The sequence below is a fragment of the Streptomyces sp. NPDC088252 genome (assembly GCF_044740965.1).
GTDB lineage: Bacteria > Actinomycetota > Actinomycetes > Streptomycetales > Streptomycetaceae > Streptomyces.
Genome location: NZ_JBIURS010000008.1, coordinates 307822 through 332259, shown reverse-complemented (window position 1 = coordinate 332259; position 24438 = coordinate 307822). Strand labels below are relative to the sequence as shown.

At 70.8% G+C, this 24438-nt stretch carries 21 protein-coding genes; 13 read left to right on the top strand and 8 right to left on the bottom strand.

Annotated features, from left to right (window positions below; translation table 11 throughout):
* Window positions 1–92 precede the first annotated feature (92 nt).
* Window positions 93–695 carry a TetR/AcrR family transcriptional regulator gene (locus ACIOHC_RS19335; RefSeq protein ID WP_351084078.1) on the bottom strand — a complete coding sequence of 201 codons (603 nt, stop codon included), beginning with the start codon at window positions 693–695 and terminating at the stop codon, window positions 93–95.
* Between the two features lie 57 nt (window positions 696–752).
* Here ACIOHC_RS19335 and ACIOHC_RS19330 point away from each other — a divergent pair, with 57 nt between their 5' ends.
* The 3 genes from ACIOHC_RS19330 (at window position 753) to ACIOHC_RS19320 (ending at window position 4462) form a co-directional block, all read left to right on the top strand.
* The gene (locus ACIOHC_RS19330; RefSeq protein ID WP_351084080.1) at window positions 753–1319 is read left to right on the top strand and encodes a GNAT family protein; all 567 of its coding nucleotides are present in this window, start codon (window positions 753–755) and stop codon (window positions 1317–1319) included.
* A 634-nt stretch (window positions 1320–1953) separates the two neighbouring features.
* Window positions 1954–3657 (top strand): amidohydrolase, encoded by a 1704-nt coding sequence (locus tag ACIOHC_RS19325; RefSeq protein ID WP_365689906.1) that lies wholly within the window; start codon window positions 1954–1956, stop codon window positions 3655–3657.
* Window positions 3658–3688: 31 nt separating this feature from the next.
* Entirely contained in the window at window positions 3689–4462 is a 774-nt protein-coding gene (locus tag ACIOHC_RS19320; protein ID WP_351084084.1) for a LuxR C-terminal-related transcriptional regulator, read from the top strand.
* Window positions 4463–4630: 168 nt separating this feature from the next.
* Here ACIOHC_RS19320 and ACIOHC_RS19315 read toward each other — a convergent pair whose 3' ends face one another.
* Window positions 4631–6187 (bottom strand): hypothetical protein, encoded by a 1557-nt coding sequence (locus ACIOHC_RS19315; RefSeq protein ID WP_351084086.1) that lies wholly within the window; start codon window positions 6185–6187, stop codon window positions 4631–4633.
* Between the two features lie 847 nt (window positions 6188–7034).
* Between ACIOHC_RS19315 and ACIOHC_RS19310 the strand changes: the two genes are divergently transcribed.
* The 3 genes from ACIOHC_RS19310 to ACIOHC_RS19300 all read left to right on the top strand — a co-directional run bounded on the left by ACIOHC_RS19310 (window position 7035) and on the right by ACIOHC_RS19300 (window position 9839).
* Entirely contained in the window at window positions 7035–8207 is a 1173-nt protein-coding gene (locus tag ACIOHC_RS19310; RefSeq protein ID WP_351084088.1) for a sensor histidine kinase, read from the top strand.
* Window positions 8179–8874 carry a response regulator transcription factor gene (locus ACIOHC_RS19305; protein ID WP_365689902.1) on the top strand — a complete coding sequence of 232 codons (696 nt, stop codon included), beginning with the start codon at window positions 8179–8181 and terminating at the stop codon, window positions 8872–8874. Before ACIOHC_RS19310 ends, ACIOHC_RS19305 begins: the two co-directional genes overlap by 29 nt.
* A gap of 614 nt (window positions 8875–9488) precedes the next feature.
* Window positions 9489–9839: a zf-HC2 domain-containing protein gene (locus ACIOHC_RS19300; protein WP_351084092.1), complete on the top strand. Its 351-nt coding sequence runs from the start codon at window positions 9489–9491 to the stop codon at window positions 9837–9839.
* Window positions 9840–9981: 142 nt separating this feature from the next.
* Here the strand turns inward: ACIOHC_RS19300 and ACIOHC_RS19295 are convergent, their stop codons facing one another.
* The 4 genes from ACIOHC_RS19295 to ACIOHC_RS19280 are packed head-to-tail and all read right to left on the bottom strand — an operon-like array spanning window position 9982 to window position 12929.
* Window positions 9982–10785, bottom strand: coding sequence for an SDR family NAD(P)-dependent oxidoreductase (locus ACIOHC_RS19295; RefSeq protein ID WP_365689901.1), 804 nt, complete (start codon window positions 10783–10785; stop codon window positions 9982–9984).
* A gap of 51 nt (window positions 10786–10836) precedes the next feature.
* Window positions 10837–11619, bottom strand: a complete 783-nt coding sequence (locus tag ACIOHC_RS19290; protein ID WP_351084095.1) for an SDR family NAD(P)-dependent oxidoreductase — start codon at window positions 11617–11619, stop codon at window positions 10837–10839.
* Window positions 11576–12340, bottom strand: coding sequence for a GntR family transcriptional regulator (locus ACIOHC_RS19285; protein ID WP_351084098.1), 765 nt, complete (start codon window positions 12338–12340; stop codon window positions 11576–11578). Before ACIOHC_RS19285 ends, ACIOHC_RS19290 begins: the two co-directional genes overlap by 44 nt.
* 34 nt (window positions 12341–12374) lie before the next feature.
* Window positions 12375–12929, bottom strand: coding sequence for a VOC family protein (locus tag ACIOHC_RS19280; RefSeq protein ID WP_401843283.1), 555 nt, complete (start codon window positions 12927–12929; stop codon window positions 12375–12377).
* A 138-nt stretch (window positions 12930–13067) separates the two neighbouring features.
* Between ACIOHC_RS19280 and ACIOHC_RS19275 the strand changes: the two genes are divergently transcribed.
* A complete protein-coding gene (locus tag ACIOHC_RS19275; protein WP_365689899.1) occupies window positions 13068–15266 on the top strand; it encodes a thiamine pyrophosphate-dependent enzyme in 2199 nt (732 codons plus the stop codon).
* 143 nt (window positions 15267–15409) lie between these two features.
* Window positions 15410–16741, top strand: a complete 1332-nt coding sequence (locus ACIOHC_RS19270; RefSeq protein WP_401843281.1) for an MFS transporter — start codon at window positions 15410–15412, stop codon at window positions 16739–16741.
* Window positions 16742–16826: 85 nt separating this feature from the next.
* On the opposite strand, the gene ACIOHC_RS19265 is transcribed toward ACIOHC_RS19270, so the two are convergent.
* On the bottom strand, window positions 16827–17654 hold the full coding sequence (locus tag ACIOHC_RS19265) for an APH(3'') family aminoglycoside O-phosphotransferase (RefSeq protein ID WP_365689895.1): 828 nt from the start codon (window positions 17652–17654) through the stop codon (window positions 16827–16829).
* A 493-nt stretch (window positions 17655–18147) separates the two neighbouring features.
* Between ACIOHC_RS19265 and ACIOHC_RS19260 the strand changes: the two genes are divergently transcribed.
* From ACIOHC_RS19260 to ACIOHC_RS19240, 5 genes are all read left to right on the top strand, one after another.
* Window positions 18148–18486, top strand: a complete 339-nt coding sequence (locus ACIOHC_RS19260; RefSeq protein WP_351084109.1) for an antibiotic biosynthesis monooxygenase family protein — start codon at window positions 18148–18150, stop codon at window positions 18484–18486.
* Window positions 18483–19370: an NAD(P)-dependent oxidoreductase gene (locus tag ACIOHC_RS19255; RefSeq protein ID WP_401843279.1), complete on the top strand. Its 888-nt coding sequence runs from the start codon at window positions 18483–18485 to the stop codon at window positions 19368–19370. The genes ACIOHC_RS19260 and ACIOHC_RS19255 overlap by 4 nt, the downstream gene beginning before the upstream one ends.
* Window positions 19367–20320 (top strand): amidohydrolase family protein, encoded by a 954-nt coding sequence (locus ACIOHC_RS19250; protein WP_351084113.1) that lies wholly within the window; start codon window positions 19367–19369, stop codon window positions 20318–20320. The genes ACIOHC_RS19255 and ACIOHC_RS19250 overlap by 4 nt, the downstream gene beginning before the upstream one ends.
* Window positions 20317–21561, top strand: coding sequence for a cytochrome P450 (locus ACIOHC_RS19245; protein ID WP_401843278.1), 1245 nt, complete (start codon window positions 20317–20319; stop codon window positions 21559–21561). Before ACIOHC_RS19250 ends, ACIOHC_RS19245 begins: the two co-directional genes overlap by 4 nt.
* Window positions 21562–21910: 349 nt before the next feature.
* A complete protein-coding gene (locus ACIOHC_RS19240) occupies window positions 21911–23332 on the top strand; it encodes a hypothetical protein (RefSeq protein WP_401843276.1) in 1422 nt (473 codons plus the stop codon).
* Between the two features lie 139 nt (window positions 23333–23471).
* Here the strand turns inward: ACIOHC_RS19240 and ACIOHC_RS19235 are convergent, their stop codons facing one another.
* Entirely contained in the window at window positions 23472–24167 is a 696-nt protein-coding gene (locus ACIOHC_RS19235) for an HAD family phosphatase (RefSeq protein ID WP_351087299.1), read from the bottom strand.
* Window positions 24168–24438 lie beyond the last annotated feature (271 nt).

The following is a 24438-nucleotide window of genomic DNA, read 5'->3' as shown; positions in this document are numbered from 1 at the left end:
GCGAAGACGCTGGATGTGACGGCTCATCAGTTGCCTGCCACCGAGCGGTACGCGGCTGTCGGCGCCCGAACGCCGATGCCTTCTCCCGGCGGCTACGCGCCCTGCGTGGTCGCGGTTCTGCGCAGGAAGTCGTCGACCATGGACGTCTGCACGGCAGCGGGAAACCGTCCGGGGTCGAAGAGCGCCTGGACGGTGAGACCGTGGACGAACGCCACCGTCTCGGCGGCGAGTTGTTCCAGATCCGCGGCGGCGGCCACTTCCTCCAGGCGGCGAGCGTCCTCAAGGTGCGCACGGACCGCTGAACGCATACGCGTGTAGCGATCCGCCTGTGCCGTGCCCACTTCCTCGTCGGCCAGGGCGAGGTCCCAGGAACTCACCCAGATACGGTTGCGCGCGGTGTCGTCGGCGGTGATCGGCAGGATGTCCAGCAGTACCTCCCGCAGCGCCGTCAGCCCCGCGGCCGGCCGCTCGCGGCGGGGACGTTCCGCGGTGCGCTTCTCCAGGATGCCCAGGGCGTGAATGACCAGGGCCCGTTTGGTGGGGAAGTAGTGCATGAGCATGCCGGTCGAAACGCCCATGGCGGCGGCGACGGCACGCAGTGTGAGGCCGTTGAACCCCTTCTCCCCGAGTACTTTCCACACCGCCTCGGAAACGTCTTCTCGGCGGGCTTCCCGGTCTCCTCGTGCTGGTGGCATGCGTGTTAGCTTACATACCGAACGATCGTTATGTACCTGGAACGGAATGAGGCAATCATGTTCACGCTCGCGCTGGACGACCGCGCTCAACTGCGCCCCCTCGAACCATGGCAGGCGCCGGAGTTCCTCGCCCACATCGACCGTGCCAGGCCGTATGTCGACCCGTGGATACCGTGGGCGACGCTCAGCACCGACCTCGAGTCCGCCACGGCGGTCCTGCAGCGGTACGCGGACAAGCAGGCCCAGGACGCGGCCCGGATCTACGGCATCTGGCTGGAGGGCACGCTCGTCGGCGGCGTCATGTTCACCACCTTCGACGCCGGCTCCGGTGTGTGCGAGATCGGCTGCTGGCTGGAGGCCGCCGGGCAGGGCCGCGGCTTGGTGGTCAAGGCTTCGCGCGCCCTGATCGACTGGGCTTTCCACGAACGCGGGATGAGCCGGGTCGAGTGGTGGGCCGCTGCGGGCAACACCCGCAGTATCGAAACCGCGCGCAGGCTCGGCATGACCCGCGACGGCGTACTGCGGCAACGCTATCCGTACCGCGGCGAGCGGCACGACAAGGAGATCTGGTCGCTCCTCCGCGACGAATGGAACAGTCCCTCCGCGTCGGTCACGCACAGCTGAGAGCACGGTCGCCGTCCGAAGGTGAAGTCTTCTCGGCCCCGCGAGGCCGCCATCGGTTCGGATCCGGCCATCGGGCAACGCTCTGCGCGATGGCCGGATCGCTCGCCCCATGGGGGCGAGGCGGCGTCCGGTTCGCTCGGACCGAACGGCCGGCTGTGCGCCGACGGACGCGTTCAGTGACGGGCGCCCGGACAGGAGGGTGCCGCGGACGGGGCGCTTGCCGGTTGGGCCGAGTTCACCGGCCGTCAGGTGGGGGCTGGCCGTGGTCGGCCGGCGGCTGCGGCGGTGGTCGGGCCGGTCGGGCACAGCACGACGGGCGAGGCCGTCGTCCGGGCGGACATGGCCGCCGACGGTGATGCGTCGCCTGCCCGGCTCGACGCCATCCGGCTGCATTGTCCGGATCACGGGTGGGCCGGGACACCGAAGGCATCGCCCCTGGTGACTCCGGTCGGGATGGTGCGTACAAGGCGTGGTTGTGCCGGATCTGCTGGCGCCGGCAGCCGACCGTCAGCCTGCCTCCGCGAGAGCGCGTATCGGTGGGATGACCGATGTGCGGAGCGCGGGGGCGCGGTCATAGTCCTGGGGAGATTGTTCGCGGGTAGCCGTGCTGCGCCCGCTTTCGAAAGGAACTTCTGTGGCCACGTATGCGGATCTGGTGTTTCTCGGTGGGCGGGTCGTCACGGTCGATGCGGAGTTCTCCGTCGCCTCGGCCCTGGCGGTGACCGGTGGGATCATCAGTGCCGTCGGTGGGCGGGACGACGTCGCGCCGCTCGTCGGACCCGGTACCCGCGTCGTCGACCTGCACGGGGCGACGCTGCTTCCCGGCATCAACGATTCCCATCTGCACGGGTGCGCCTTCGGCATGTCGACGCCGCCGCTCTCCGTCGACCTCAGCCATCCCGCCGTGTCCTCCCTCGCGGACGTGGCCGAGGCGGTGCAGGAGGCCGTCGGGCGGGTTCCGGGCGGGCAGTGGATCACGGGGCACGGCTGGGACACCGGTTACCTCGACGAGTGCGTCTCCGATCCGTCGCGGCTGCCTTCGCGGCGCGACCTCGACGCCGTGAGCCCGGACCACCCCGTCGTCCTCTACTCCTTCTCCGGGCACGCCACCTGGGTCAACTCCAAGGCGCTGGAGCTCATCGGGATCGACCGGCACACCGTCGCGCCGCCCGGCGGGGCCATCGTCGTGGACGAAGACGGGGAGCCGACCGGGCTGCTCCACGAGGGGGCCCAGGCCCTGATCCAGAACGCGCTGCCGCCGCTCAGCCGGCAGGAGCGGACCGATGCGATCAGGTCGAACCTCGCCACGCTCGCCCGGCTCGGCATCACCAGCTACACCGAGCCCGGACTCGGCCCCGGCGGCGACGGCATCATGCGGGGCGCGCTCGGTGCGGAAACCCTCGACGTCTACCGCCGGCTGCTGGCCGACGGCGAACTGACCGCCCGCCTCGGCGTCCTGCTCCTGCCCACCGGTATGGCCAGCACCGCCGAGGAGTTCGCCCGCACCCTCACCGCGCTCGGCAAGCCCGGCGACGCCGATCCGCGCCGCCTCGCGATCCTCGGGGTCAAGATCTTCGCCGACGGCATCGTCCCCAACAAGACGTCCTGGATGCACGAGCCGTACGTAGGCGGCGGCTGCGGCTCCCTCTGCGTCGGCGGCGAGACCGACGCCGAGCGGACCGCCGAGATCGATGCCATGATCCGGCATGCCCACGCCGCCGGGCACCAGCTCGGCGTCCACGTCACCGGCGACCGGGCCTGCGACACCGTCGCGGACGCCTTCGCCGCGGCCATGGCCGAGCACCCGCGGCCCGACGCCCGCCACTACGTCATCCACGGCGACTTCCTCACCGCGCACAGCATGAAGGTGCTGGCGGAGCACGGCTTCGGCGTCAACATGAACCCCACCATCAAGTGGACCGTCGCCGACATGGAGGAGGAGTTCGTCGGCGCCGAGCGGGCCGCGTACGCATGGCCCTACCGCGATGCCATCGACGCCGGCGTGCGGGTCGCGAGCGGGTCCGACGCCCCCGTCACGTCCCCGGACTGGCGCCAAGGCGTCGCCACCATGATGCTGCGTGAGTCGAAGGCCGCCGGCCGTGTCAGCGGCCCCGAGCAGTGCATCGGCCTGGCCGAGGCGATCCGTACGTACACGATCGACGCGGCCTGGCAGGACTTCGCCGACGACTGGAAGGGCTCCCTGGAGCCGGGCAAGGTCGCCGATCTCTGCGTGCTCGACGGGGACCTGCTCACCGCCGACCCCCACGACATACCGGAGATGCCCGTCGTCCTCACCGTCGTGGACGGGCAGGTCGTGCACGACACCCTTCGAGATTGACGTATTCCAGGCACATGATCATCCTTGGGGGATGGCAGCGGAACGGAGCAGGGCGGACATCCTGGACGCGGCCGTCCACGTCCGTGAGGCCGCCAGGAGTGCCACGAGCGGCGCAACCGGCGTCGACACGGTCCTGGCGGCGCTGTCGGAGGTGATGGAGTACGACCACGCCTCCCTGGTCCGATGGGATCCGCTGCGCCGACGGCACACCACCCTGGCCGGGAGCTACCCGGACGACGCCACGGCCTACATCGAGACGCGCCTCCACCACGACCCGGTGTTCCCCGTGCTCCACAGCCCGGCCCGAGGCGGTCTCTGGTTCAGGGACGTCCCCGGCCAGCTCCTGGCGGCATCCCCGGGCTTCCAGGAGGTGCTGTCTCCTCTCGGCATCGAGGACGGCGTGGCCCAGTGCCTGTTCGCCGCCGACGGCCGGTACGTCGGCATGCTGAACGTCAGCACCCGCCGACCGCGGCGCGCGCCCGATCCGGCGCGCGCCGTGGTCACCCTGCTCACCGAGGCCCTCGCCGCAGCCGTCGACCCCCACGCGGGCCTGCCGCCGGAGGAGATCGCCTCGGACGTGCGGCGCCCGGACGCGTGGCGGCCCGGCGGACTCTCGCCACGGGAACTCCAGGTGTTGGCCGAACTGACCGCAGGCCGCACCAACCGGGAGATCGCCGAGCGGCTGTACATCACGCCGCGCACCGTGGGGACCCACATCGAGCACATCCTCGCCAAGCTCGACCTCCCCAACCGCGCGGCCGCCGCCGCCCGGGCCGCCGCCTGGGGAATCGAGCCCTCCCACTGACGCGAGCGCGCGGGGGCGGCCCGCTTCGCGGGGGCGGCGCGCTTCGCGGGGACCAGCACAAGCATTCCCCGTCGATCAGTGGGGATTCCGGCCGCGGGCCGGTGGCCGACAGCCCGATGCAGATCGCGGAATGGCGGCCCCGGCCCCGACGGGCCTGGGCCGGGCAGGCTAGGCGAGGGGGCAGGTGAGGGGGAGGACGCGTTCGGTCAGCCGGCCGGTGAGGTGGGTGTCGGTGACGACGGCTTCGGTGAGCCAGTCCGCCCGGGTCAGCTGGTCCACCAGGTGCTGCAGCTCGCCGGGGCCAACGGCGCACCAGGAGGTGAGGGATTCCAGGCCGACGCCTTGGCCGCAGGGGCCGAGCCGTCCGTCGGCGCTGGTCCGGGTGGCCAGCATCAGCGCGAGCAGCCGGGTGCCGGCCGTGGCCCGGGTCTTGCGGAGTTTCTTGTCGGAGACGACCTTCTGGGCCCACCCGCTGAGCTTGGGGCGCAACTTCTTGCCGAACGTGAGCGGGCCGGGACGGTCCGGGTGGGGCACGAGGGACGGGACGGTGATGGGGGTGGGGCTCTCCGGCCGGGAGGCGAGCACATCCCCGGCGGTGCCGGGGATGCCCAGCCATCCGCAGTCGGTCAGCTGCTCAACCAGGTCCTCCGGATCGGTCAGGCCGAGCGAGGTGAGGTCCTGGCCGACGAGGTTGCCGCTGCCGGTGTGCGCGGTGCGCAGGGTCAGCATCATCACCAGCAGGCGTGCTTCCGGGCCGGGCAGCGGGGTGTGGCCGGTGACGTGCGCGAGGACGGACCGTGCGTGCTCCCACTGCGCAGGGCCCGTCAGCAGGCGGGTCACCGCCGGCTGGGTGCTGTCCGCACTGCGGCCGGTGCGCTGCTGGTGCTGGAGGCGGGCGGCGGTGGCGGCCTGCTCGGCGCGTTGGGCGTCCAGTCGCAGGCGCGTGTCGCCGGTGACCTCCGCCCAGGTGGTGAAGGCGCGCGCCTTGCGCGTGTGGAGCTCGGCGAGCTGTGCCAGGTCGGGTTCGGTGCGCTGTTGGTAGGAGCGGAAGAGATCGCCGAGCTCGATGAGCTCGTCGCGCAGGGCGACGGGCCGCAGGTCGTACGGGATGACCCGCTGCGCGATCTTCCCGTGTCGGGGACGGCTCCGCGTCGGCGCGGAGCGGGGAGTGGGCACCTCCTTCGGACCGGCCGCGGCCGAGGCACGGTGGGAGAACCGCGGGTTGCCGCCAGGTGCGATCGACGGGCGGTCGGCAGCGGCTCGGACACCGGCCGGCGGGGCGGTGGCGGTCGTGTCCGGGGTCGGGGCGGTGGCGACGATCTTCGCGCCGGGTGCGGCGGCCGCGCAGCGTGAACAGCACTCCATGGCCCGCCACCAGCGCCCTTCCCGGTCGGTGACCACGGCCAGGACCACCGCCCCACCGCACCGCCAGGGCTCGGCACGCTCATGCCGGTCGTCGGGACGGAGATGCGCGTGACAGCCCTCGGCCCTGCAGGCGCAGTACACATCGACCCGAGGCGTCGGGGCGGCCCGAAGATGAGCCGTGAGGTGCGCGACCGCAGCCGCACGGCCGGCGGCCGCGGACGGCAGACGCTGCTCGGCACAGGAGGGACGGCTGCACGAGACGCGCACTGCCGCACTGCCACGACCGGCAGCGTCCAGACGCACCGTCCACCTGCGTCCCAGCACCCGCTCGTCCAGTTGGCTCACTGTGGTCTCCGTCATCCGTCTTCCTCCTCTGCCGCGTCCACGCCTCCTGCACCGTGCCATTACGACGGGCGGGCACGGCCGCGGGCCCACCGTACGCGGCCGTGCGGCCCGAGGACCGGTGAACTCGCCCTGCTCACCGGGACCGGTGAGCGAGCCGTCGCCGACGGATCTGACTCCGCAGGTCACCCCGCGCCCCTCGGCGCGCGGCTCCCGCCGCATCGGGCTGCCGCCCCGGAAGTGCGGTCATGGGGCGCAGGAGCTCGGTCACGTGGCTGTTTCTGCCCGAACCAGGTGGCGACGTCCTTGTCGACGGGCGTCAACTTCGGTGATGCGGCGCCACTCGTTTCGGTGGTCGTCGGATTGACGGCTGCCGTGGCGGGGTTTGGTTCGCCGGACTCGCGGTCGTGGCCGATCCGCTCGGAGCACCCTGCACCCCTGGGGCGCTCCAGGGGTGCAGGGCCGGACTGCGACCGGGCACCGGACGTGTCCGTCTCCCGAACAGCCCGGACCCGGACCGCGGAGCACCTCCTGGGCATACTGCTGAGCGAAGGCGCGGGCGCCGCGCCGCTCATATGGCGGGGTGCGGCGCTGCCCGTGCGAGGGGCCCCGTCCGGGGCGGCGGTGGAACCGGATCGGGCAGCGTCGGCCCGGAGGCAACGGCCCTGCGGGGCCGTCGGCAGGCCGTGGAACCGGTGTGTGCCGTCGTCGGCTCGGCGAACGGGCGGACGTCGGCCGCTGGGGCCCGTGCGCCGTGCGACACGATGCCCGATGCGGTCGTCGACCCTACGGTGGTTGCATGGCGGTGATCAGCGGTCGGAGGCGTGGGACGCGGGCCCGGAGCGGTGTGAGGGACGCACTGGGCGTGACTGTGCTGTTCGTGCTCTCGGTCGTGGCCGCCTCGGTCGTACCGCATGAGCACCAGTTCTCGTTGCGGTGGCCGGCCGTCGTGCTGGCCGGTCTCGGCTGCTCCGCGCTCGCGTGGCGGCGGCGTCACCCTGTTGGCGTACTGGCCGTCGCGGTCGGCTGCGGGGTGGCCTTTCAGGTGCTCGGATTCCGGGACAGTCCGCTGGTGATCAGTCCGGTCCTGGTGTCGGTCTACACCGTGGCGGCGCTGACCGGTCGGCGTGCCGCCTGGACGGCGGCGTCGGTCTCGGCCGCTGTTCTCGTTGGCGCCGCCGTGCTGCGCGATCCGCACTCATGGCTGGCCCCCGACAACGCGGCGATGCTGGCGTGGACGGCTCTGCCGGCTGCCGTCGGGGACGGGGTGCGCTCACGGCGTGCCTATGTGGCGGCCGTGGAGGAGCGGGCCGAACACGCGGAGCGCACGCGGGAGCAGGAGGCACAGCAGCGAGTGGCCGCGGAGCGGGTGCGCATCGCGCGCGAGCTGCACGACATCGTCGCGCACCACATCGCCCTGATCAACGCTCAGGCGGGCGTGGCCGTCCATCTGGTGGAACGACGGCCGGAACAGATCCTGGCCGCGCTGGAGGACATCCGGGACACCAGCCGGTCCGCGCTGGACGAGCTGCGGGTGACCGTGGGGCTGCTGCGGCAGTCCGGCGATCCGGTCGCGCCGCGTGATCCGATGCCGGGGCTCGCCCGCATACCGGCGCTTCTGGCGTCGTTCGAACGCGCCGGCCTGGTCGTGAGCCATACCCGGCTGGGCATCGTCGAACCGCTGGCCCCGGCGGTGGACCTGGCCGCGTACCGCATCGTGCAGGAGGCCCTGACCAATGTGCACAAGCACGCCGGGGCCGACCACGCCCGGCTGGTCCTGCACTATCGCCCCGAGCAGCTGACGATCACCGTCGAGAACGACGGACGAACCGGGGGGGACCACGCCCGTCCGGGGACCGGCCACGGGCTGATCGGGATGCGTGAGCGCGCCTCCACGGTCGGGGGCCGGCTGTTCGCGGGAGTGCGCCCGGAGGGGGGCTTCACCGTGATGGCCGAACTGCCGCTCCGTCCCGGACTGGTCATGGGCAAACCGCCGAGGAGGGACGGGCATGACGATTCGCGTACTGCTTGCCGATGACCAGGCCCTGTTGCGGGGCACGTTCCGGATGCTGTTCGACTCCACGGACGACATGGAGACGGTGGGGGAGGCGTCCAATGGGCAGGAGGCGTTGGAGCTGGCGCGTGCGGAACGCCCCGATGTGGTCCTGATGGACATCCGCATGCCGGAGATGGACGGTCTCGATGCCACACGGCTCATCAGCGAGTCCGAGGACCTCACCGGGGTGAAGGTGCTCATCCTGACCACCTTCGAGGACGACGAGCACGTTGCCGAGGCCCTGCGTGCCGGTGCGAGCGGCTTCCTCGGCAAGGGGGCCCGGCCCGAGGAGCTTCTCGAAGCCGTCCGCACGATCGCCGTCGGTGAGGCCTTGCTGTCCCCGGCGGCGACGCGTGCGCTGATCAATCGCTTCCTCGCGCAACCGGACCCGTGTTCGACGGATGTGCACGAGCGGCTTGAGTGCCTGACGCGGCGGGAACGCGATGTCGTGGCGCTGGCGGCGCTGGGACTGTCGAACGACGAGATTGCAGAACATTTGTTCGTCAGCCCCCTGACCGCCAAGACCCATGTCAATCGGGCCATGACCAAGCTGTCGGCGCGCGACCGGGCCCAGCTCGTCGTCATCGCCTATCAGTGCGGCCTGGTGAGTCCGGCGCCGGAATCAGGGCCCTCACAGGCATCCGTGTGAGCGACCGCGCGGGCAGGAGCGTGCGGGGCCCGGTCGTAGGAACGAATACCGGATACCGCAGTCGTGGTAGGTGGGAATCGCTGCGGGGGGACGATGTGCGAGGGGTCGTTCCTGGGCGAAGGTGAGAGGGCGAACGGAGGTTTCGCCATGATCGAAGCCCACTGCACGACCAAGCGATACGGCGCCGCATCGATCGGCCCGCACACCGCTCCCCCTGTGCCGGTCGCTCCGCTCGCCGCCACGGCGGCCACGGGCAGCCCGACGGGCGACCGAGCGGGCCGCACTCCCCGTGTTTCCCCGCAGACTGCCCGTGCCGACGACCGCCGCGGATGTCGTCCTCGTATCGAGGACCGCGGCCCGCGCCGCCTCCCTCTTCCGTGGTCGAGCGGCCCCGTTCTCCCGTCGCGGACACGTCGGCCACTCCTCGCCGCGCACACGACCGCCCTCCCCGGCATCGGTGCCCAGCCTCTCGTGCGACGCGACGTCTGAACCCTGCGAGGGGACAGAACGGCAGTCGCCACACTCACGACCGGCCCCACGGCCGCGAGGCCCGCGCTACCGGCACCTCGGCGCCCCCGACACTCTCGGCACCTCGGCACAGGAAGGACCGTCTCATGCTTACTGCAACCAGGAACGGCCGTAAGACCAGTGAACGACCGGCCGAAGAACACGACATCCCCGTCCCGGCGGCCGACGAAGCGATCGCGGTGGGAGCGCACCTGGCGACCTGCTCCACGTGCCGGGCCGGGTGCGACTGCAGCGAAGCCGTGCCCGCACATCTGTTCCTGCTCCGCCAGGCCCTCGCCGACAGCACCGGCCGGCAGCAGGCGGCGTGCGAGGACGGCCGGACGGAACACCACCGTGTGGCACCCTGCCGGCGCGGTCCGGTCCGTACGACCGGGGCCACGCAGCTCACCCTCTCCCAGTGGGTCAGCAGGACCGCGGGGATCGGCGTCCGAAGCTGACGCGGGAGGCGACGACGAGCGCGGGGGCGGTCCGGGCACCGCTTCCGGAGCGGTGCCACCGCCCCGGAAGCGGTGCCCGCGGCCGGTTCGGGACCGCGGGCCCTGCGCGCGGCCGCCGCTGAAGCCTCCCCGCCGGGCACCTTCAGCCCGGCGCCACCGCATAGCCGTCGGCCGTCCAGCCGCCGTCGCTGACCACCACCTGGCCCGTGATGTTCGCGGACACGCCGGAGGCGAGGAAGAGGGCGAGATGTGCGATGTCCTCCGGCCGGCCGAGGCGGCCACGAGGAGTGCGGCGGCGAAGCGCCTCCGTGTCCAGCCGCCCGGCGGCGGAGAGCCGGGTCACCAGGTCGGTCTCGACGTATCCGGGCGCCAGCGCGTTGACGCGTATCCCGAACGGGGCCCACTCGACGGCCAGGACCTTGGTGAGAGCGGCGACGGCGGCCTTGGTCGCACAGTACGCCGCACGTTCGGGCCCGGCGGTCACCCCGTACATCGACGAGGTGGTGAGGACGACACCCCCGTCGCCCTCGCGCATGATGCGGGCGGCGGCGCGCGCGCAGACGAAGACGCCGGTGAGATTGACCTCCAACGCGGTGTTCCAGCGGTCCAGTTCGAGGTCGAGGGAGGGCGCGTTGGCGGACACGCCGGCGTTGCCGACCATGACGGACAGCGTTCCTGTCCGGGCGGTGAAGCCGGTGAGTGCCGCCGTCACGGCGTCCTGGTCGCTCACCGGGGCCGTGGCCGTCCTGATCACCTGGTCGGGGTGGCGCGCTGCCAGTACGGGCCGCACCCGGTCCAGTTCGTCGCCGTCGATGTCGAGCAGCAGCACATGGCATCCGGCGCGCACGAAGGCGTCGGCCATCGCCAGGCCCAGGCCCCGCGCGGCTCCGGTGACGCACACGGACCTGCCGCGCAGGTCGGGGTAGATCGCCGTTTCGGTCGTCATGTTCCGTTCCGCTCCTTCTTCCGCCTTCTCCACCGGTGTTCTCGTACGTGCTCAGACCATGTGCATGCCGCCGTTGACATGGATGACCTCGCCCTGCACGAAGCTCGCCGCCGGTGAGCACAGGAAGGCGACGACGGAGGCCACCTCCTCCGGCCTGCCCAGACGGCCCAGGGGAGTGGTGGAGAGAGCGGTGTCGCCGCGGGTGGCGACGTAGTCGCGGGTCATGGAGGTCTCGATGATGCCGGGCGAGACCATGTTGATCCGTGCCCGGGAACCGAGTTCCCAGGCGAGGCTGCGGGAGAAGGCGAGCAGCGCGCCCTTGGTCGCCGCGTAGTGCGCGTGCCGGACGCTGCCGCGGTGACCGGCCATGGAGGTGAGATTGACGATGCTGCCGCCCTCGTTCAGGTGGGGCAGGACGGCGCGGGTCAGGTAGAAGACGCCGTTGAGGTTGACCGAGATGACAGCGTTCCACTGCTCGTCGGTCATGTCGGCGACTGCCTGCTCCGGATAGATCCCGGCCGCGGGCACGAGGAAGTCGACCGAGCCGAACGCCTCGACCGCGGCGGCGACGAACGCGTTGTTGCTCTCCGGCGAGGCCGCGTCCAAGGCGCGGGTGATCACGGTCGTACCGGTGGGGTCGAGCGTCGCGGCGAACTCCTCCAGCGCTCCGGCGTCCAGGTCGCCGAGCACCAGATGGGCGCCGGCGGCGTGGAACTGGCGGGCCACCTCGCGGGCGATGCCGCCGCCCGCGCCCGAGAGGAGGAGGGTCCGGCCCTCGAAGGGGCGGGCGTCAGTGCCCGGAGCCTGCTGTGTCTGCTGTGCGGTCAGTGTCATGGTCGTCCTCGGTGAACAGTTCGGGATGTCGGGCCAGTTCCAGCCGCGTACGACGGATGTGGCCGGTGAGAAAGCGTTCGGCGTCGACGGTGTCGGCCCGTTTGATCGCCTCGATGATCAGGCGGTGTTCGGCATGGATCAGCCCCCAGCCGCTGTCGCCCGCGAGCCGGGCGAAGGCGCGTCGGTAGTGCTGGGTGGTGTTCCAGAAACGGTCGACCATGGTGGTGATCTGGGCGACACGGCAGCCGGCGTAGGTGAGCAGATGCAGACGGCGGTCGAGAGCCAGGAACCGGTCCACGTCGGTGGTGAGCTCGATCTGCCGCGCGATCGTCTCCAGTTCGGTGACCTGTTCGGCGGACAGATGCGGAATGCTCTCGCTGAGCGCGAGCGGTTCCAGACGCTCACGGATCTTGTAGACGCCCTCGCACTCCGCCATGTCCATCCTGGACACCCAGGCACCGCTGTTGGACTTCACGACCGTCAGGCCCTCGGCCGCCAGTATCCGCAGGGCCTCGCGTACCGGCAGTCGGCTGGCGCCGAGTTGTGCGGCGACCCGCTCCTGCATGATCCGTGCGCCGGGGCGCAGTTCGCCGCTCAGGATGGCGGCACGCAGATGGTCCGCGACGCGCTGGCTGGCGACGGCGGCGCTGGATCCGGTCCCGTCGGACCCGGGCACGCCGGATGCGGACGTGGTGGATCCGGTGGTCTGCTTCCGTGACATGGCTCTCCCTGGTGCGGCGGATCGACAGCGTGTTTCAGACGGAAGGCTGCCACAGCAGTACCGGTGAGTCGGCTTCGTACCGCTTGCCACCGGGGTAGGAGACCAGCTCCAGCTGCATCCCCCAGGGGGCGAGGAAGTAGACCCACCGCTGTCCCTCGCTCGGGCCCGAGCTGGCCGTGGGCTCGCCGAGGATCCGTACGCCGTGCCGCCGCAGATGCGCCACGGCAGCGTCGAGGTCGGTGACGTAGAAGGCGAGATGGTGGCCACCGACGTCACTGTTGCGCGGCGGTCGCGTCTCCTGGCCGGGGGCTTGGTACTCGAAGATCTCGAAGTTCGGACCGCCCGCGCAACGGAAGAAGCGCAGCTCGCGCATGACGGCGCGCGGGTGGACGTCGAGGTGGTCGCTCATCCAGGTGCCGTCGGAGCGGAACGGGCCGAGCGAGTAGACGTGCTCGCAGCCGATCACCTCGACGAAGAAGCGGGTCGCCTCTTCGAGGTCGGGAACGGTGAAGCCGATGTGCTCGACACCGGCCAGACCGGGAAGCCCGTGTTCCCGATCAGATACTGAATGGATCCATCTATCCGGCATGTCTCTCACAGTGCGACGCCATATCGGCCGCAGTCAATGGCTACTCGTGAAATCTGAACATAACGTTCCGGTAACGAGGTATTGGTTATGGATCCATTCGCTGCGACAGTGCTCACCGAATCACACAGGAGAGTGCTCATGCCCACACACCGGAAACTGGCCCCCGCCGCACCCTGGACCGAGGTGACGGCGACCAAGAAGGACTGGCACGGCGCGGACCCGCGGCTGCTGACCTCGATGTTCACCCAGACCCTGCTGATCAGGACCTTCGAGGAGTACGTCCTCGACCTCGCGGGCCAGGGGCTGGTGCACGGGCCGGCGCACTCCAGCATCGGCCAGGAGGGCGGCGCCGTCGGCTCCGTGCTCCCGCTGACCGCCTCGGACTTCGTCGGCGGCTCGCACCGGGGACACCATCAGTTCCTGGCCAAGGCGCTGGGTTATGTCGCGCCCGGCGGTATCGATCTGCGCCGGCCGGTCGACGGGGAGGTGCGCACCGTTCTGCTGCGCAGCCTGGCCGAGATCTGCGGCCTGGCCCGGGGCTTCTGCCGGGGGCGAGGCGGATCCATGCACCTGCAGTGGCGTGAGGCCGGGGCCATGGGCACCAACGCGATCGTCGGCGGCGGCGTGCCGCAGGCGGCCGGGTTCGCCTGGTCCGCCCGGCAGGCGGGCACCGACGCCGTCTCCGTCAGCTACTTCGGGGACGGCGCGGTCAACATCGGCTCGGTGCTGGAGACGATGAACCTCGCCGCCGCCTGGGAACTGCCGGTCTGCTTCTTCATCGAGAACAACAAGTACGCCGTCTCCACCCACGTGGACGAGGCGACGGCCGAGCCGCGCCTGTCGGCGCGCGGCCTGGGCTTCAACATTCCCAGCTGGCGCGTGGACGGCATGGACCCGCTGGCCGTGTACCTGGCCATGACCGAGGCCGTGGACCACATGCGTGCCGGCCACGGTCCCACCATCGTCGAGGCCGAGGTCTACCGCTACTTCCACCAGAACGGCCCGTTCCCCGGCAGCGCGTTCGGCTACCGCACCAAGGGCGAGGAGAAGGAGTGGCGGGCACGCGATCCGCTCGCACTCGTCTCCCGGCAGCTCGTCGAGAACGGCATCCTGAGCGCCGACGAGATCGAGGAGTGCACCGTGCGGGCCAAGGCGGTCATGGCCGCCATCGGTGACGAACTGCTGGAGCCCGACCCCGACGGGAAGCCGGGCACCCGCCGCATCAGGCCCGCCGAGTGGCCCGACCCGTCCTTCTGCGACGTCGGCGTACGGGGAGACCTCAGCGAGTTCGACGGAGTACGCCTCGCCGACACCGGCACCGGGCCGGGTGCCTTCCAAGGACGCCTGGAGCAGCGGAAGTTCATCGACGTCGTGGCCGAGGTGATGAGCCACCGCATGGCCGAGGACGCGTCGGTCGTCGTCATGGGCGAGGACGTGCACCGTCTCAAGGGCGGCACCAATGGCGCGACCAAGGGCCTGGCCGAAGCCCATCCGGACCGTGTCCTGGGCACCCCCATCAGCGAGAACGCCTTCGCCGGACTCGCCGGTGGCATCGCGCTCGACGGCCGGTACAAGCCGGTGGTGGAGTTCATGTACGCCGACTTCATGTGGGTCGCGGCCGACCAGATCTTCAACCAGATCGGCAAGGCCAGGCACATGTTCGGCGGCGACGGACAGGGTTCCGGCGTCCCGCTCGTCCTGCGCAGCAAGGTCGCCATGGGCACGGGGTACGGCTCGCAGCACTCCATGGACCCGGCGGGCGTCCTCGCCACGGCCCCCGGCTGGCGGATCGTCGCGCCGTCCACGCCCTTCGACTACGTCGGCCTGATGAACAGCGCACTGACCTGCAAGGACCCGGTCGTCGTACTGGAACACACCGACCTGTACAACTCGGTCGGTCCGGGTCCGGTCGACGACTTCGACTACTGCCTGCCCGTGGGCAAGGCGGCCGTGCGGCGCACGGGATCGCGGATCACCGTGGTGACGTACCTCGCGATGACCGGCCACGTCCTGGACGCCGTCGAGCAACTGGGCCTGGACGCCGAGGTCATCGACCTGCGCTGGCTGGACCGCGCCAGTCTCGACTGGGACACCCTCGGCGCGAGCATCCGCAAGACCAACAACGTGCTCATCGCCGAGCAGGGACCCGTCGGAACCTCCTACGGCGGCTGGCTGTCCGACGAGATCCAGCGCCGCTACTTCGACTGGCTCGACCAGCCCGTCCAGCGCGTCCGGGCCGGAGAGTCCTCGCCCAGCATCAGCAAGGTGCTGGAGCGGGCGGCCATCGCCCGGAGCGAAGAGGTCGTGGCCGCGCTCCAGCGGGTCACCGAGAGCTGACCCTCCCCGTACGACAGAACACCCAGGAGGGTTGATCATGGCAGAACTGTTCCGAATGCCCGCCGTGGCCGCCGACGCGGCGACGGCGGTGCTGTCCGCCTGGCAAGTGGCGGAAGGCGTGCCGTTCGTGAAGGACGACGCAGATGTCTTTGATCCGCGGTTCCCGCGCCTCCGGTGCGGCCACACCACACGAAGCCCCGCGCGACGCGCTCGGCGAACTGGACCGTCGTAATCTGCGGCGGCTGATGCCGCTGCTGCTCGCCGCCTACATCATGGCGTTCCTGGACCGGACCAACATCGGCCTGGCCAAGGAACGCCTGGAAGTCGACCTCGGCATCTCCGCCGCGGCCTACGGGCTGGGCGCGGGGCTGTTCTTCCTCACCTACGCGGCCTCCGAGGTGCCCAGCAACCTGATCATGTACCGCGTGGGGGCCCGTTGGTGGATCACCCGGATCATGCTGACCTGGGGCATCATCTCGGCCTGCATGGTCTTCGTCCAGGGCGAGAAGTCCTTCTACGCCATGCGGCTCCTGCTCGGTGCGGCCGAGGCCGGGCTGCTGCCGGGCATCCTGCTCTACTTCACGTACTGGTTCCGCTCCGAGACCCGCGGCAGGGCCATCGGGCTGCTCCTGCTCGGCGCCTCCATCGCCAGCGTCGTCGGCAACCCGCTGGGCGGGCTGCTCATGGAGATGGATGGGATCGGCGGCTGGCACGGCTGGCAGTGGATGTTCCTCATCGAGGGAGTTCCCTGCGTCTTCCTGGCGTTCGCCGTCTACCGGTTCCTGCCCGACGGCCCGGCCAAGGCGCCCTGGTTGACGCCGGAGGAGGCCCGATCGGTCGAGGACGCCGTCACCCGTGAGCAGAAGGAGGGCGCCGAGGCGGCCGGCAACGGCTCCGGCTCCCTGCTGACCGTGCTGCGGGACAAGCAGATGCTGCTGGCCATCTTCGCCAACTGGACGCACCAGGTCGCCCTGTACTCCGTCGTCTACTTCCTGCCCGGCATCATCGGTGGCTGGGGCCATCTCTCGCCCTTCACCATCGGCCTGCTGACCGGCCTGCCCTGGCTCACCGCGGCGGTGGGCGCCGTACTGGTGCCGCCGCGCGCGACCACGCCCCGGCGTTCCCGCAATTTCGTGGTGGTCGGCCTGCTGATGATGTTCACCGGCCTCGTCGTCGCCGCCGTCGCCGGTCCGGTGGTCGCGCTGCTCGGCTTCTGCTTCACCGGCCTCGCGTTCTTCGTCGTCCAGCCGCTGCTGTTCAACTTCCCCGCCACCCGACTCGCGGGCAAGACTCTCGCGGGCGGCCTGGCACTCCTCAACACCATCGGCATCACCGGCGGCTTCGTCGGGCCGTACATCATGGGCTACGCCGAGGACGCCACCGGCAACCACCTGTCCGGTCTGTGGGTGTCCGTCGTCCTGCTGGCGCTCGGCGCGCTGGCGGCCACTCGGCTGCGCTTCTCCCCGAAGAGCTGAGGGAGGGCGCAGGACACGACCGGGAGCGAGAGGGAATGTGTGCGGGACGGCTTCCGCCGAGGCCGTGAGCCGTCCCGCACCGGCCCTATCCCCAGGTGAGCGGGTCGAGACGAAGGTAGAAGCGCAGCCGGTCGTGGTCGAGGGCGATGCCGTAGCTCTCGGCGAACGCCGCGTCCGCGGCACGCGCCTGCTTCTCGTCCGTCCATGTCTCCCGCGCGTTGGCGAGCAGCAGTGCCAGGTCCGCATAACGGTCGGCCAGCCCGAGACGGCCCAGGTCGATGAAGCCCGACACGTCGAGGGTCCGCGGGTCGAGGACGATGTTGGGCAGACACAGGTCTCCATGGCAGACGACCATGTCGGCGGCCTCCTGGGTTCGTCGCCGCGCGACCTGCGGGACGAGGTGGGCCAGCAGCTCCGCGGCCGGCGTGTGCTGCTGCTGGACGGGGAGGAACTCGGGGTTCACCGCGCCGCGGGCCACGACGTCGCGTGCCAGGGCGACCCTCCCGTCCAGGTCCCGGCGGAACGGGCACTGCCGTACGGGCACCTCGTGCAGCAGGCGGACCGCGGCCGCGACGCGTTCCCAGGAATCGCGCAGGTCCGCTGCGGACACCCGGTCGGCGGGCACGCCGGAGACGGCACCGGACACCAGGCAGGCGCCCGCATCGCCGGAGTGCCAGTCGAGCACCTGCGGCCCGGGGACGCCCTGGCCGGTCAGCCAGGCCATCCGGTCGCGCTCGGCCCTCAGATCGGCCGCCCCAGCGGCGGCTGCGCACTTGGCGTAGCGGGTGCCGTCCGCGCTCCGGAAGACGGCGGCTTCCGACTCGCCCGCCGTGACGGGCAGCCAGTCGCCGTCACCACCACCCGCGCCCAGCAGCACCGGTGAAACGCTCCGGGATCCGGGGTGATCGCTCATGGCCGTCACTCTAGTGCTGTGACCGCAGGGGCTCACCGGCCAGGGAGCCGGACGGCTTCAGCCCCGTCCCCGCCGGCGGCCTGTGCCGCCACCGGTAGGGGGCCGATGCCCGCGAGGCCGCCCACCGATGACCGTCCGCTCGCTCGGCCCTCCCCGTCGGTCCGCTTCGGCCGCTACCGCGCGTCGACGACCTCGGGCCGACGGTGCTCGCGGCCCCCGTGGTCCGGACCCGCGTGGAGCGGCACGGGACCGACCGGAGCACCTTCGCCCCGTTCGCCGCAATGGACGGTGCGGCCCCGGCGCATCCGCTCCACGCCGATGTGGCGTTGAGACGTCGGGACCGTCTCCGGGCGGACCCGACGGCCCTCACCCGACCGGTCCAGCGAAGTCCCTTGTCCCCATTGGGCCGTCCCCACCTCGGAGTTGCCCGGACACGGGAGCCATGAATCTGTGGAAGTCGTGATCCGCCGGATCCCGTCTTCCAGGAGGAGACATGCGCCCTGAGCAGAACGGCCGCTCGGCCGACCAACTGTCCGTCGTGTACACGGTCCACGTGATCGAGGGCGGTGAGCAAGGATTCCTCGACGCGTACGAACGCATACGGAAGTCCGTCGCCAGCGTCCCCGGGCACATCATCGACCGGCTGGGAGAACCCCTCGACGACTCCCGGCAGTGGGTGATCACCAGCGAGTGGGAGACGCCCGAGCACTTCTTCGCCTGGCAACAGGGGGAGGCTCACCGCGCATTGCTGGCTCCGCTGCGGGCCTGGGTCGATCAGACCCAGTCGCTGCGGTACCGGGTCATTCAGGAGACCGTGGGGGTGAAGTCATGACGCAGCCCGTCACCGGCCCCGTCGCCGTCCTCGGCCTCGGCACGATGGGCACCGGCCTGGCCACCCGGCTTCTCGACCAGGGCGTCGACGTCCGGGTCTGGAACCGCACCGCGGAGCGGGCGGAGCCGCTCGCCCGAGCCGGCGCCGTCGCCGCGACGCATCCGGCCGATGCCGTCGAGGGCACGAGCGCGGCCATCTGCACCGTGACCGACGGCGAAGCCCTCGCCACCGTGCTGCACGGACCGGACGGGATCCTGACCGGCAGCCCGTACCCAGGCGCCCTGGTCTGCGCCAGCACGGTCGCGCCGGAGGAGGTCGTCCGTCTCACCAGCAAGATCGACTCCGTTCTGGACGTCGGCATGCTGGGCAACCGGGAGCACGCCCGCAGCGGTGATCTGCGGCTGTTCGTCGGAGGCGAGGAGCGGGTCTTCACCGCAGGGCGGCCGTTGCTCGAACTGCTGGGCAAGGAGGTCGTCCACCTCGGCGAACTCGGTTCCGGCATGCGGATGAAGCTGCTCCTCAACCTGCTGATGGGGATCGAGGTACAGGCCCTGGCCGAGGCGGTCGAGTTGGCGGCCGTCACCGGGCTCGACCCGAAGCTCGTCCTCAGCACGATCGCGGGCAGCGGATTCGCCTCGCCCGTCATGGCGTTCAAGTCCAAGCGACTGGCGGCCGGGCGCTTCGACGAGCCCGACTTCCGGCTGAGCCTGATGGCCAAGGACCTCCTGCTCGCCGCGGACCAGGCCGCCGCGGCCGGACTGCGGCTTCCACTCGTCGCCGCAGCCGCGCAGACCCACGTCCGCGCCGCCGACCAGGGACACGGAGACGAGGACTGTGTCGCCGTCGTCCACGCACTCGCATCGAACCAGGGAACACACACATGATCATCGACATCCATGGACACCTGTCCCCGCCGGATGCCGCACGGCGCTTTCCCATGCCGCCCAGCCTCACCGACGTCGACGGCATGCTCGCCGCCCGCGCCCGAGCCGGTATCGACCTCACCATCATCGGCAGTCCGGTCGGCGCCGGTGCCATGGCGCGCGTCCCGGGCGTCGACAACTACGCGCAACCACGAGACCGGCTCCGGGGCTTCCACAGCTGGATGTCGGGCCTGATCGCCTCCTTCCCGGACCAGCTGCGCGGGTACGTGTACGCCAACCCGTTCGGTGACGACGACCACCTGGAAGGAGTCCGGGAGACGCTGGAGGACCCCGCGTTCGTCGGCCTGATCACCACCTCCAGCGTCCACGGCGAACTGCTCGGCTCGCCGCGCGCCGACTCCTTCTTCGCGCTGGCCGCCGAGACGGGAGTGCCGGTCCTGGTGCACGCCCCGGCCGAACCGATCGGCACGGACCGGGTCGACGACTTCGGCTTCGTCGAACAGATCGGCCGGTTCGGGGACGTCACCATGGGCATGGCCATGATCGCGTTCGCGGGGTGGCTGGACAAATATCCCGGCCTGCGCCTGATCGGCGCCACGGGAGGCGGCGCGATGGCGCTGCTGCCGGAACGCCTGCAGACGGCGGCGCGTCCCAGGCACTGGGGCGCCGGCGCACCATCGACGCAGCCCGACGTCCCGGCGGCGGACCCGGGCGGGGCGCTGCAGCGCATGTACGTCGACACCAGCACGTTCAGCCCGGCGCATCTGGGCCTCAACGCGGAGGTGCTGGGGCCGGAGCGGATGCTGTTCGGCACGGACTCGCCGCCGATGTCCGTACCGCTGGAGGAGCTCCTGCGCATGATCGAGAAGCTGCCCGTCGACAAGGCGTCCCAGCAGCGCATCCTCGGTGGCAACGCCGAGGCCCTCTTCGACCTCCGGAGCCGGCCGTGACCACTGTGGACGATCCGGTCGCCGCAGCCGAGCGGTGCACCCCCGAGTTCCGACGGAACCCGCATCCGGTCTACGCCGACCTCAGGGACACGGCGCCCGTCTGCCCCATGCGGCCGCCGCACGGCATCGACACGTACCTGATCACGCGGTACGAGGACGCGCGTGCGGCCCTGTCGGATCCGCGGCTGAGCAAGGACATGTACGGGGCCATGGACGCCTACCGAAGGATCTTCGGTGACTCGTCCGTGGCGCTGGACGACCACATGCTCAACTCCGACCCGCCCAAGCACACCCGGCTGCGCAAGTTCGTCGGCTCCACGTTCACCCCGCGCCGAGTGGAGTTGCTGCGCCCGCGGGTCCAGGACGTCGTCGAGACGCTGCTGGACGGCTGCGCCACCCGCGAACCCGTCGACCTGCTGCCCGCGTTCGCGTTCCCGCTGCCGATCATCGTGATCTGCGAACTGCTCGGTGTGCCGCAGGAAGAACGGCCGGAGCTGCAACGCCTGTCCACCACGGTGGCGCAGACAGGGTTCGGCAAGGAGGCCAAGCAGGCCCAGCAAATGGCGGAGGAGGGCCTGTACGCGTACTTCGCGGATCTCCTCGCGCGCAAGCGCAGCCGTCCCGGGGAGGACCTGCTCAGCGCGCTCGTCGAGGCCCGGGACGAGAACGGCGGCCTCACCGAGCAGGAGCTGATCTCGACGGCGTTCCTGCTGATGTTCGCGGGGCACAAGACGACCGCCTACCTCATCGGGAACGGCGTCCACCATCTCCTCACCCACCCCGAGCAGCTCCGCGCCGTGCAGCGGAACCCGGAGCTGATCGGACCGGCGGTGGAGGAACTGCTGCGCTACGACGGTTCGGTGGAGAGCGGGACGTTCCGTTTCGCGACCGAGGATGTACCGATCGCCGGGACATCGATTCCGAAGGGCTCCCTGGTGCAGATCGCGCTCAGCTCGGCCAACCGCGACCCGCGGAAGTTCGACGCACCGGACGCCTTCGACGTGACGCGCCCCGAGAGCCCGCAAAGCGCCCATCTGGGGTTCGGTCACGGCATCCACTACTGCCTGGGAGCGCCGCTGGCCAGACTGGAGACGCAACTGGCTCTCACGGGCCTGTTCGGCCGATTCCCGAGGGCCGCTCTGGCGGACCCCGCGCGTGAGGCGCCCTGGATGGAGGTTCCGTTCCCGGCCTTCCGAGGCCTCGCGGAGCTGCCTGTCGTGCTTGAGCCCACCATGCCGTGACCGGCAGCCGGAAGGGACCGGCATGCGTTCGTCGGCCGCGCGTTCGCCACGGCACGGTCGACCACCCCATGAACGCGTCCGTCTCCCTGACGGCTGTCCCACGAGTCGCCGGATGCCGGTCGAAGTGGCCTCCGAGCGGGCGGGCGGTCTCGGTGGCTTGCGCCAACTCGTTCTGAAACAAGTCTGGTCATCGCAGAAGACGGCTGCTCGCCGACTCGTGTCGCCCTGCTCGGGTTCGTATCGCGCCGACGTGCACCCGAACGCCCGGGGAACCGAACGACTCTGACGCTTCGTCAATAATTGCACGGGCGCTCACGCAGCGGTGCCCGCAAGTTGGCGAGGGGGAGCCGTGACAGAACCGGAACCGACGCACGAGATCCACGAGACGCAGGACACGAAGGGGACATCCGGCTCGCCGGAGACACCGGGCCCGCCGCATGCGCCGCCGGTGCAGGATCCCGGAGCCGCGAACGGGACGGCACGGCCGTCGCGACGGACCCGAGCCCGCGTGATCGGCGTCGTCGGAGCCGTTGTACTGGCTCTGCTCGTGGGCCTGACGGTCTGGCTGTTCGGCGGCTCCGAGGACGAGGCGGCGACGCAGGGCGACCGCAAGCCGTTCGACAAAGCGGTGGCAAGTCTCGCGGTCGCCAAAGGTCTGCACTACAAGGACACGGCTGCCGCCGGCATCACGGTGAGGGACGTCACGGTGACCGCGTCCGGCAAGAAGTTCGGCAGCGCGGGCTACGGCGACCGCCTGAAGAACCTGGAGAAGGACGTCCTCAGGGTCGACGGAAAGACGTACACCCGGTGGAAGAAGGCCCACGACTACGAGAAGGACAGCCTGCCGAAGGACGCGCAGGACGGACCGGGCCGGTGGGCGGTCAATCCGATCGGTGGCACGGCCACCCTTGACGAGGCGCTCCATCAGTACATCTCCCCCAAGGAGTTGGCCGCCTACCTCGCCCGCGCCCTGGACGACGTCGACCACTTCCCCCGGGCGGACGACCCGGACTCGCCACCCCTGACCGTTCAGGGGGTTCCGGCGCTGCGGGCCGACACATCCGTCGGCAGCCTGGTCGTCGCCAAGAATCCGCCCTACCGGGTGCTGCGTCTGGAGCCCTACGACTTCCACGATCTGTCCAAACGGCTCCGGGAAGCCACCGAGCAGGGCGAGCAGTCCGTGCTCCCCGAGGTCACCCAGGGGCCGCTGAAGGACGGCGACTCCGAAGGCATGGAGCTGGAGCCGGTCACCGGCGCGAAGTCCGAGGCGATGTTCGCCCTGTTGGAGGAGTACATCCGCAGGCTCGGCGACGCGGTCGACGAAAGCGTCGACTTCACGCTCAAGACCGGTGGCTCGCTCAACTGCGGCGCCTCCGGTTGCTCCGTCCGGGAGGGGTTCACCGGAGAGATGACTCCCCAGGAGAAGGGGGCGCACGTCGTCGTGGGCAAGGTCACCGCCGTTCTGACCGCGACCGTGACCATCAACGCCAAGCCGGCGGGAAGGTGCTCCAGCCCACCGACCGTCGTCCGGTTCACCGGCAGCACGTCGAGCGGGAACCTGTCGTGCTCGGTCCCGGAGGCGGGACCGGTCTATGCCGCCGAGCACGCACGCCTGAAGGCCCGGGCCGAAGCGCAGTCCCGCGCGTCCAACCGGCCGGTGCCCTACCGCGTCTCGATGCGGGCCTGGGCCGAGATCGACGCGCAGGCCGTGGCTCTGGGCAGGGTGGACGAGCTGACCGAGGAGGTACGGCGGGAGAAGCGGGGAGCCTGAGGGGCCCCGACAGGACGTCGGACGTGAGGTGGGCGGGGCCTCGCCCCGGTTCGCGAACCGGGGCGAGGCCCGAGCCGAGTACGGGCAGCCGGTCCCCGGGGAGTCGGCTGCCCGTGCCCGGCGGCACGGGCAGACGGCTTCACGCGCGGGGCTCGGCCTCCACGATCCGAGCGTGGGCCCAGGCCACCAGCCCGGGGTCGCTCAGGGCGTCGACCCACAGGTCGGCCCGGTCCTGTCCGTCGCCGGCAGGGCGTGGGCCGACACCCAGTACGCGCAGGCCGGCCCTTCGCGCCGACTCGATACCGGTGACCGAGTCCTCCACCGCCAGTGCGTCCTGAGGGCGCACGCCGCAGAGGTCCGCCGCGGCGGCGTAGACGTCCGGATGGGGCTTGGGCCGTAACGCGTCGCCCGCGACGACGATGTGGTCGAAGCGATCCAGCAGTGAGGCCCGTTGCAGGCAGGATTCCACCACGTCCAGTGGGCAGTTGCTGGCCACCGCGAGCGGCAGGTGACAGGCTGCCAGCCGGACCAGAGCCGCCGCGCCCGGCATGGTGACGGGGTCCGCGGCGACCAGCGCCATGAAATGTCGGAGCAGTGAATCGGTCAGGGCCTCCGTGAGCTCGGGCTTCCCGGTCTCCCGGGCCATGAGGCTTCCGCACTCGGTGTAGTGCACTCCTTTCGCTCGCTCCGCGAAACCGGCCGGAGGCTTGAGGCCGAATTCCCGGAAGGCGTGAATACGGGCGTCCTGCCAGTGGCGTTCGGTGTCCATCAGAGTTCCGTCGCAATCGAAGACGATGGCGGCCGGGGACCAGTTGAGGATGCGATCAGCTGTCATTTCTCTGCCGTTCTCGGGGAGTGCGCCGACCCCGGTCTTCCGCGGGATCAATGAGATGTCGGACTGCGGGAGAGACGCGCTCGACTGCTGGGACGTGGATGTCGAGGGGAAATCGATGACCGCGTGCGAAGGCGGTCCATTCGCCTCCGTGAAGCCCGCTGCCCAGAGCGCCGTCCGCCCTGTGGAGCGAGCCCGAAAACATCGTGCTCATTACGTTAATTTCGCGGAGAAGAAGTGCGCAATCACCATTTCGAGTGTTTTGGGACAGGCT

Coding starts and splice junctions, on each gene's coding strand:
- ACIOHC_RS19275 (WP_365689899.1), top strand. CDS start 13,068: ATGCCCACACACCGGAAACTGGCCCCCGCCGCACCCTGGACCGAGGTG.
- ACIOHC_RS19265 (WP_365689895.1), bottom strand. CDS start 17,654: ATGAGCGATCACCCCGGATCCCGGAGCGTTTCACCGGTGCTGCTGGGC.
- ACIOHC_RS19305 (WP_365689902.1), top strand. CDS start 8,179: ATGACGATTCGCGTACTGCTTGCCGATGACCAGGCCCTGTTGCGGGGC.
- ACIOHC_RS19250 (WP_351084113.1), top strand. CDS start 19,367: ATGATCATCGACATCCATGGACACCTGTCCCCGCCGGATGCCGCACGG.
- ACIOHC_RS19235 (WP_351087299.1), bottom strand. CDS start 24,167: ATGACAGCTGATCGCATCCTCAACTGGTCCCCGGCCGCCATCGTCTTC.
- ACIOHC_RS19295 (WP_365689901.1), bottom strand. CDS start 10,785: ATGACGACCGAAACGGCGATCTACCCCGACCTGCGCGGCAGGTCCGTG.
- ACIOHC_RS19285 (WP_351084098.1), bottom strand. CDS start 12,340: ATGTCACGGAAGCAGACCACCGGATCCACCACGTCCGCATCCGGCGTG.
- ACIOHC_RS19320 (WP_351084084.1), top strand. CDS start 3,689: ATGGCAGCGGAACGGAGCAGGGCGGACATCCTGGACGCGGCCGTCCAC.
- ACIOHC_RS19280 (WP_401843283.1), bottom strand. CDS start 12,929: ATGCCGGATAGATGGATCCATTCAGTATCTGATCGGGAACACGGGCTT.
- ACIOHC_RS19270 (WP_401843281.1), top strand. CDS start 15,410: ATGTCTTTGATCCGCGGTTCCCGCGCCTCCGGTGCGGCCACACCACAC.
- ACIOHC_RS19290 (WP_351084095.1), bottom strand. CDS start 11,619: ATGACACTGACCGCACAGCAGACACAGCAGGCTCCGGGCACTGACGCC.
- ACIOHC_RS19260 (WP_351084109.1), top strand. CDS start 18,148: ATGCGCCCTGAGCAGAACGGCCGCTCGGCCGACCAACTGTCCGTCGTG.
- ACIOHC_RS19255 (WP_401843279.1), top strand. CDS start 18,483: ATGACGCAGCCCGTCACCGGCCCCGTCGCCGTCCTCGGCCTCGGCACG.
- ACIOHC_RS19335 (WP_351084078.1), bottom strand. CDS start 695: ATGCCACCAGCACGAGGAGACCGGGAAGCCCGCCGAGAAGACGTTTCC.
- ACIOHC_RS19315 (WP_351084086.1), bottom strand. CDS start 6,187: ATGACGGAGACCACAGTGAGCCAACTGGACGAGCGGGTGCTGGGACGC.
- ACIOHC_RS19300 (WP_351084092.1), top strand. CDS start 9,489: ATGCTTACTGCAACCAGGAACGGCCGTAAGACCAGTGAACGACCGGCC.
- ACIOHC_RS19330 (WP_351084080.1), top strand. CDS start 753: ATGTTCACGCTCGCGCTGGACGACCGCGCTCAACTGCGCCCCCTCGAA.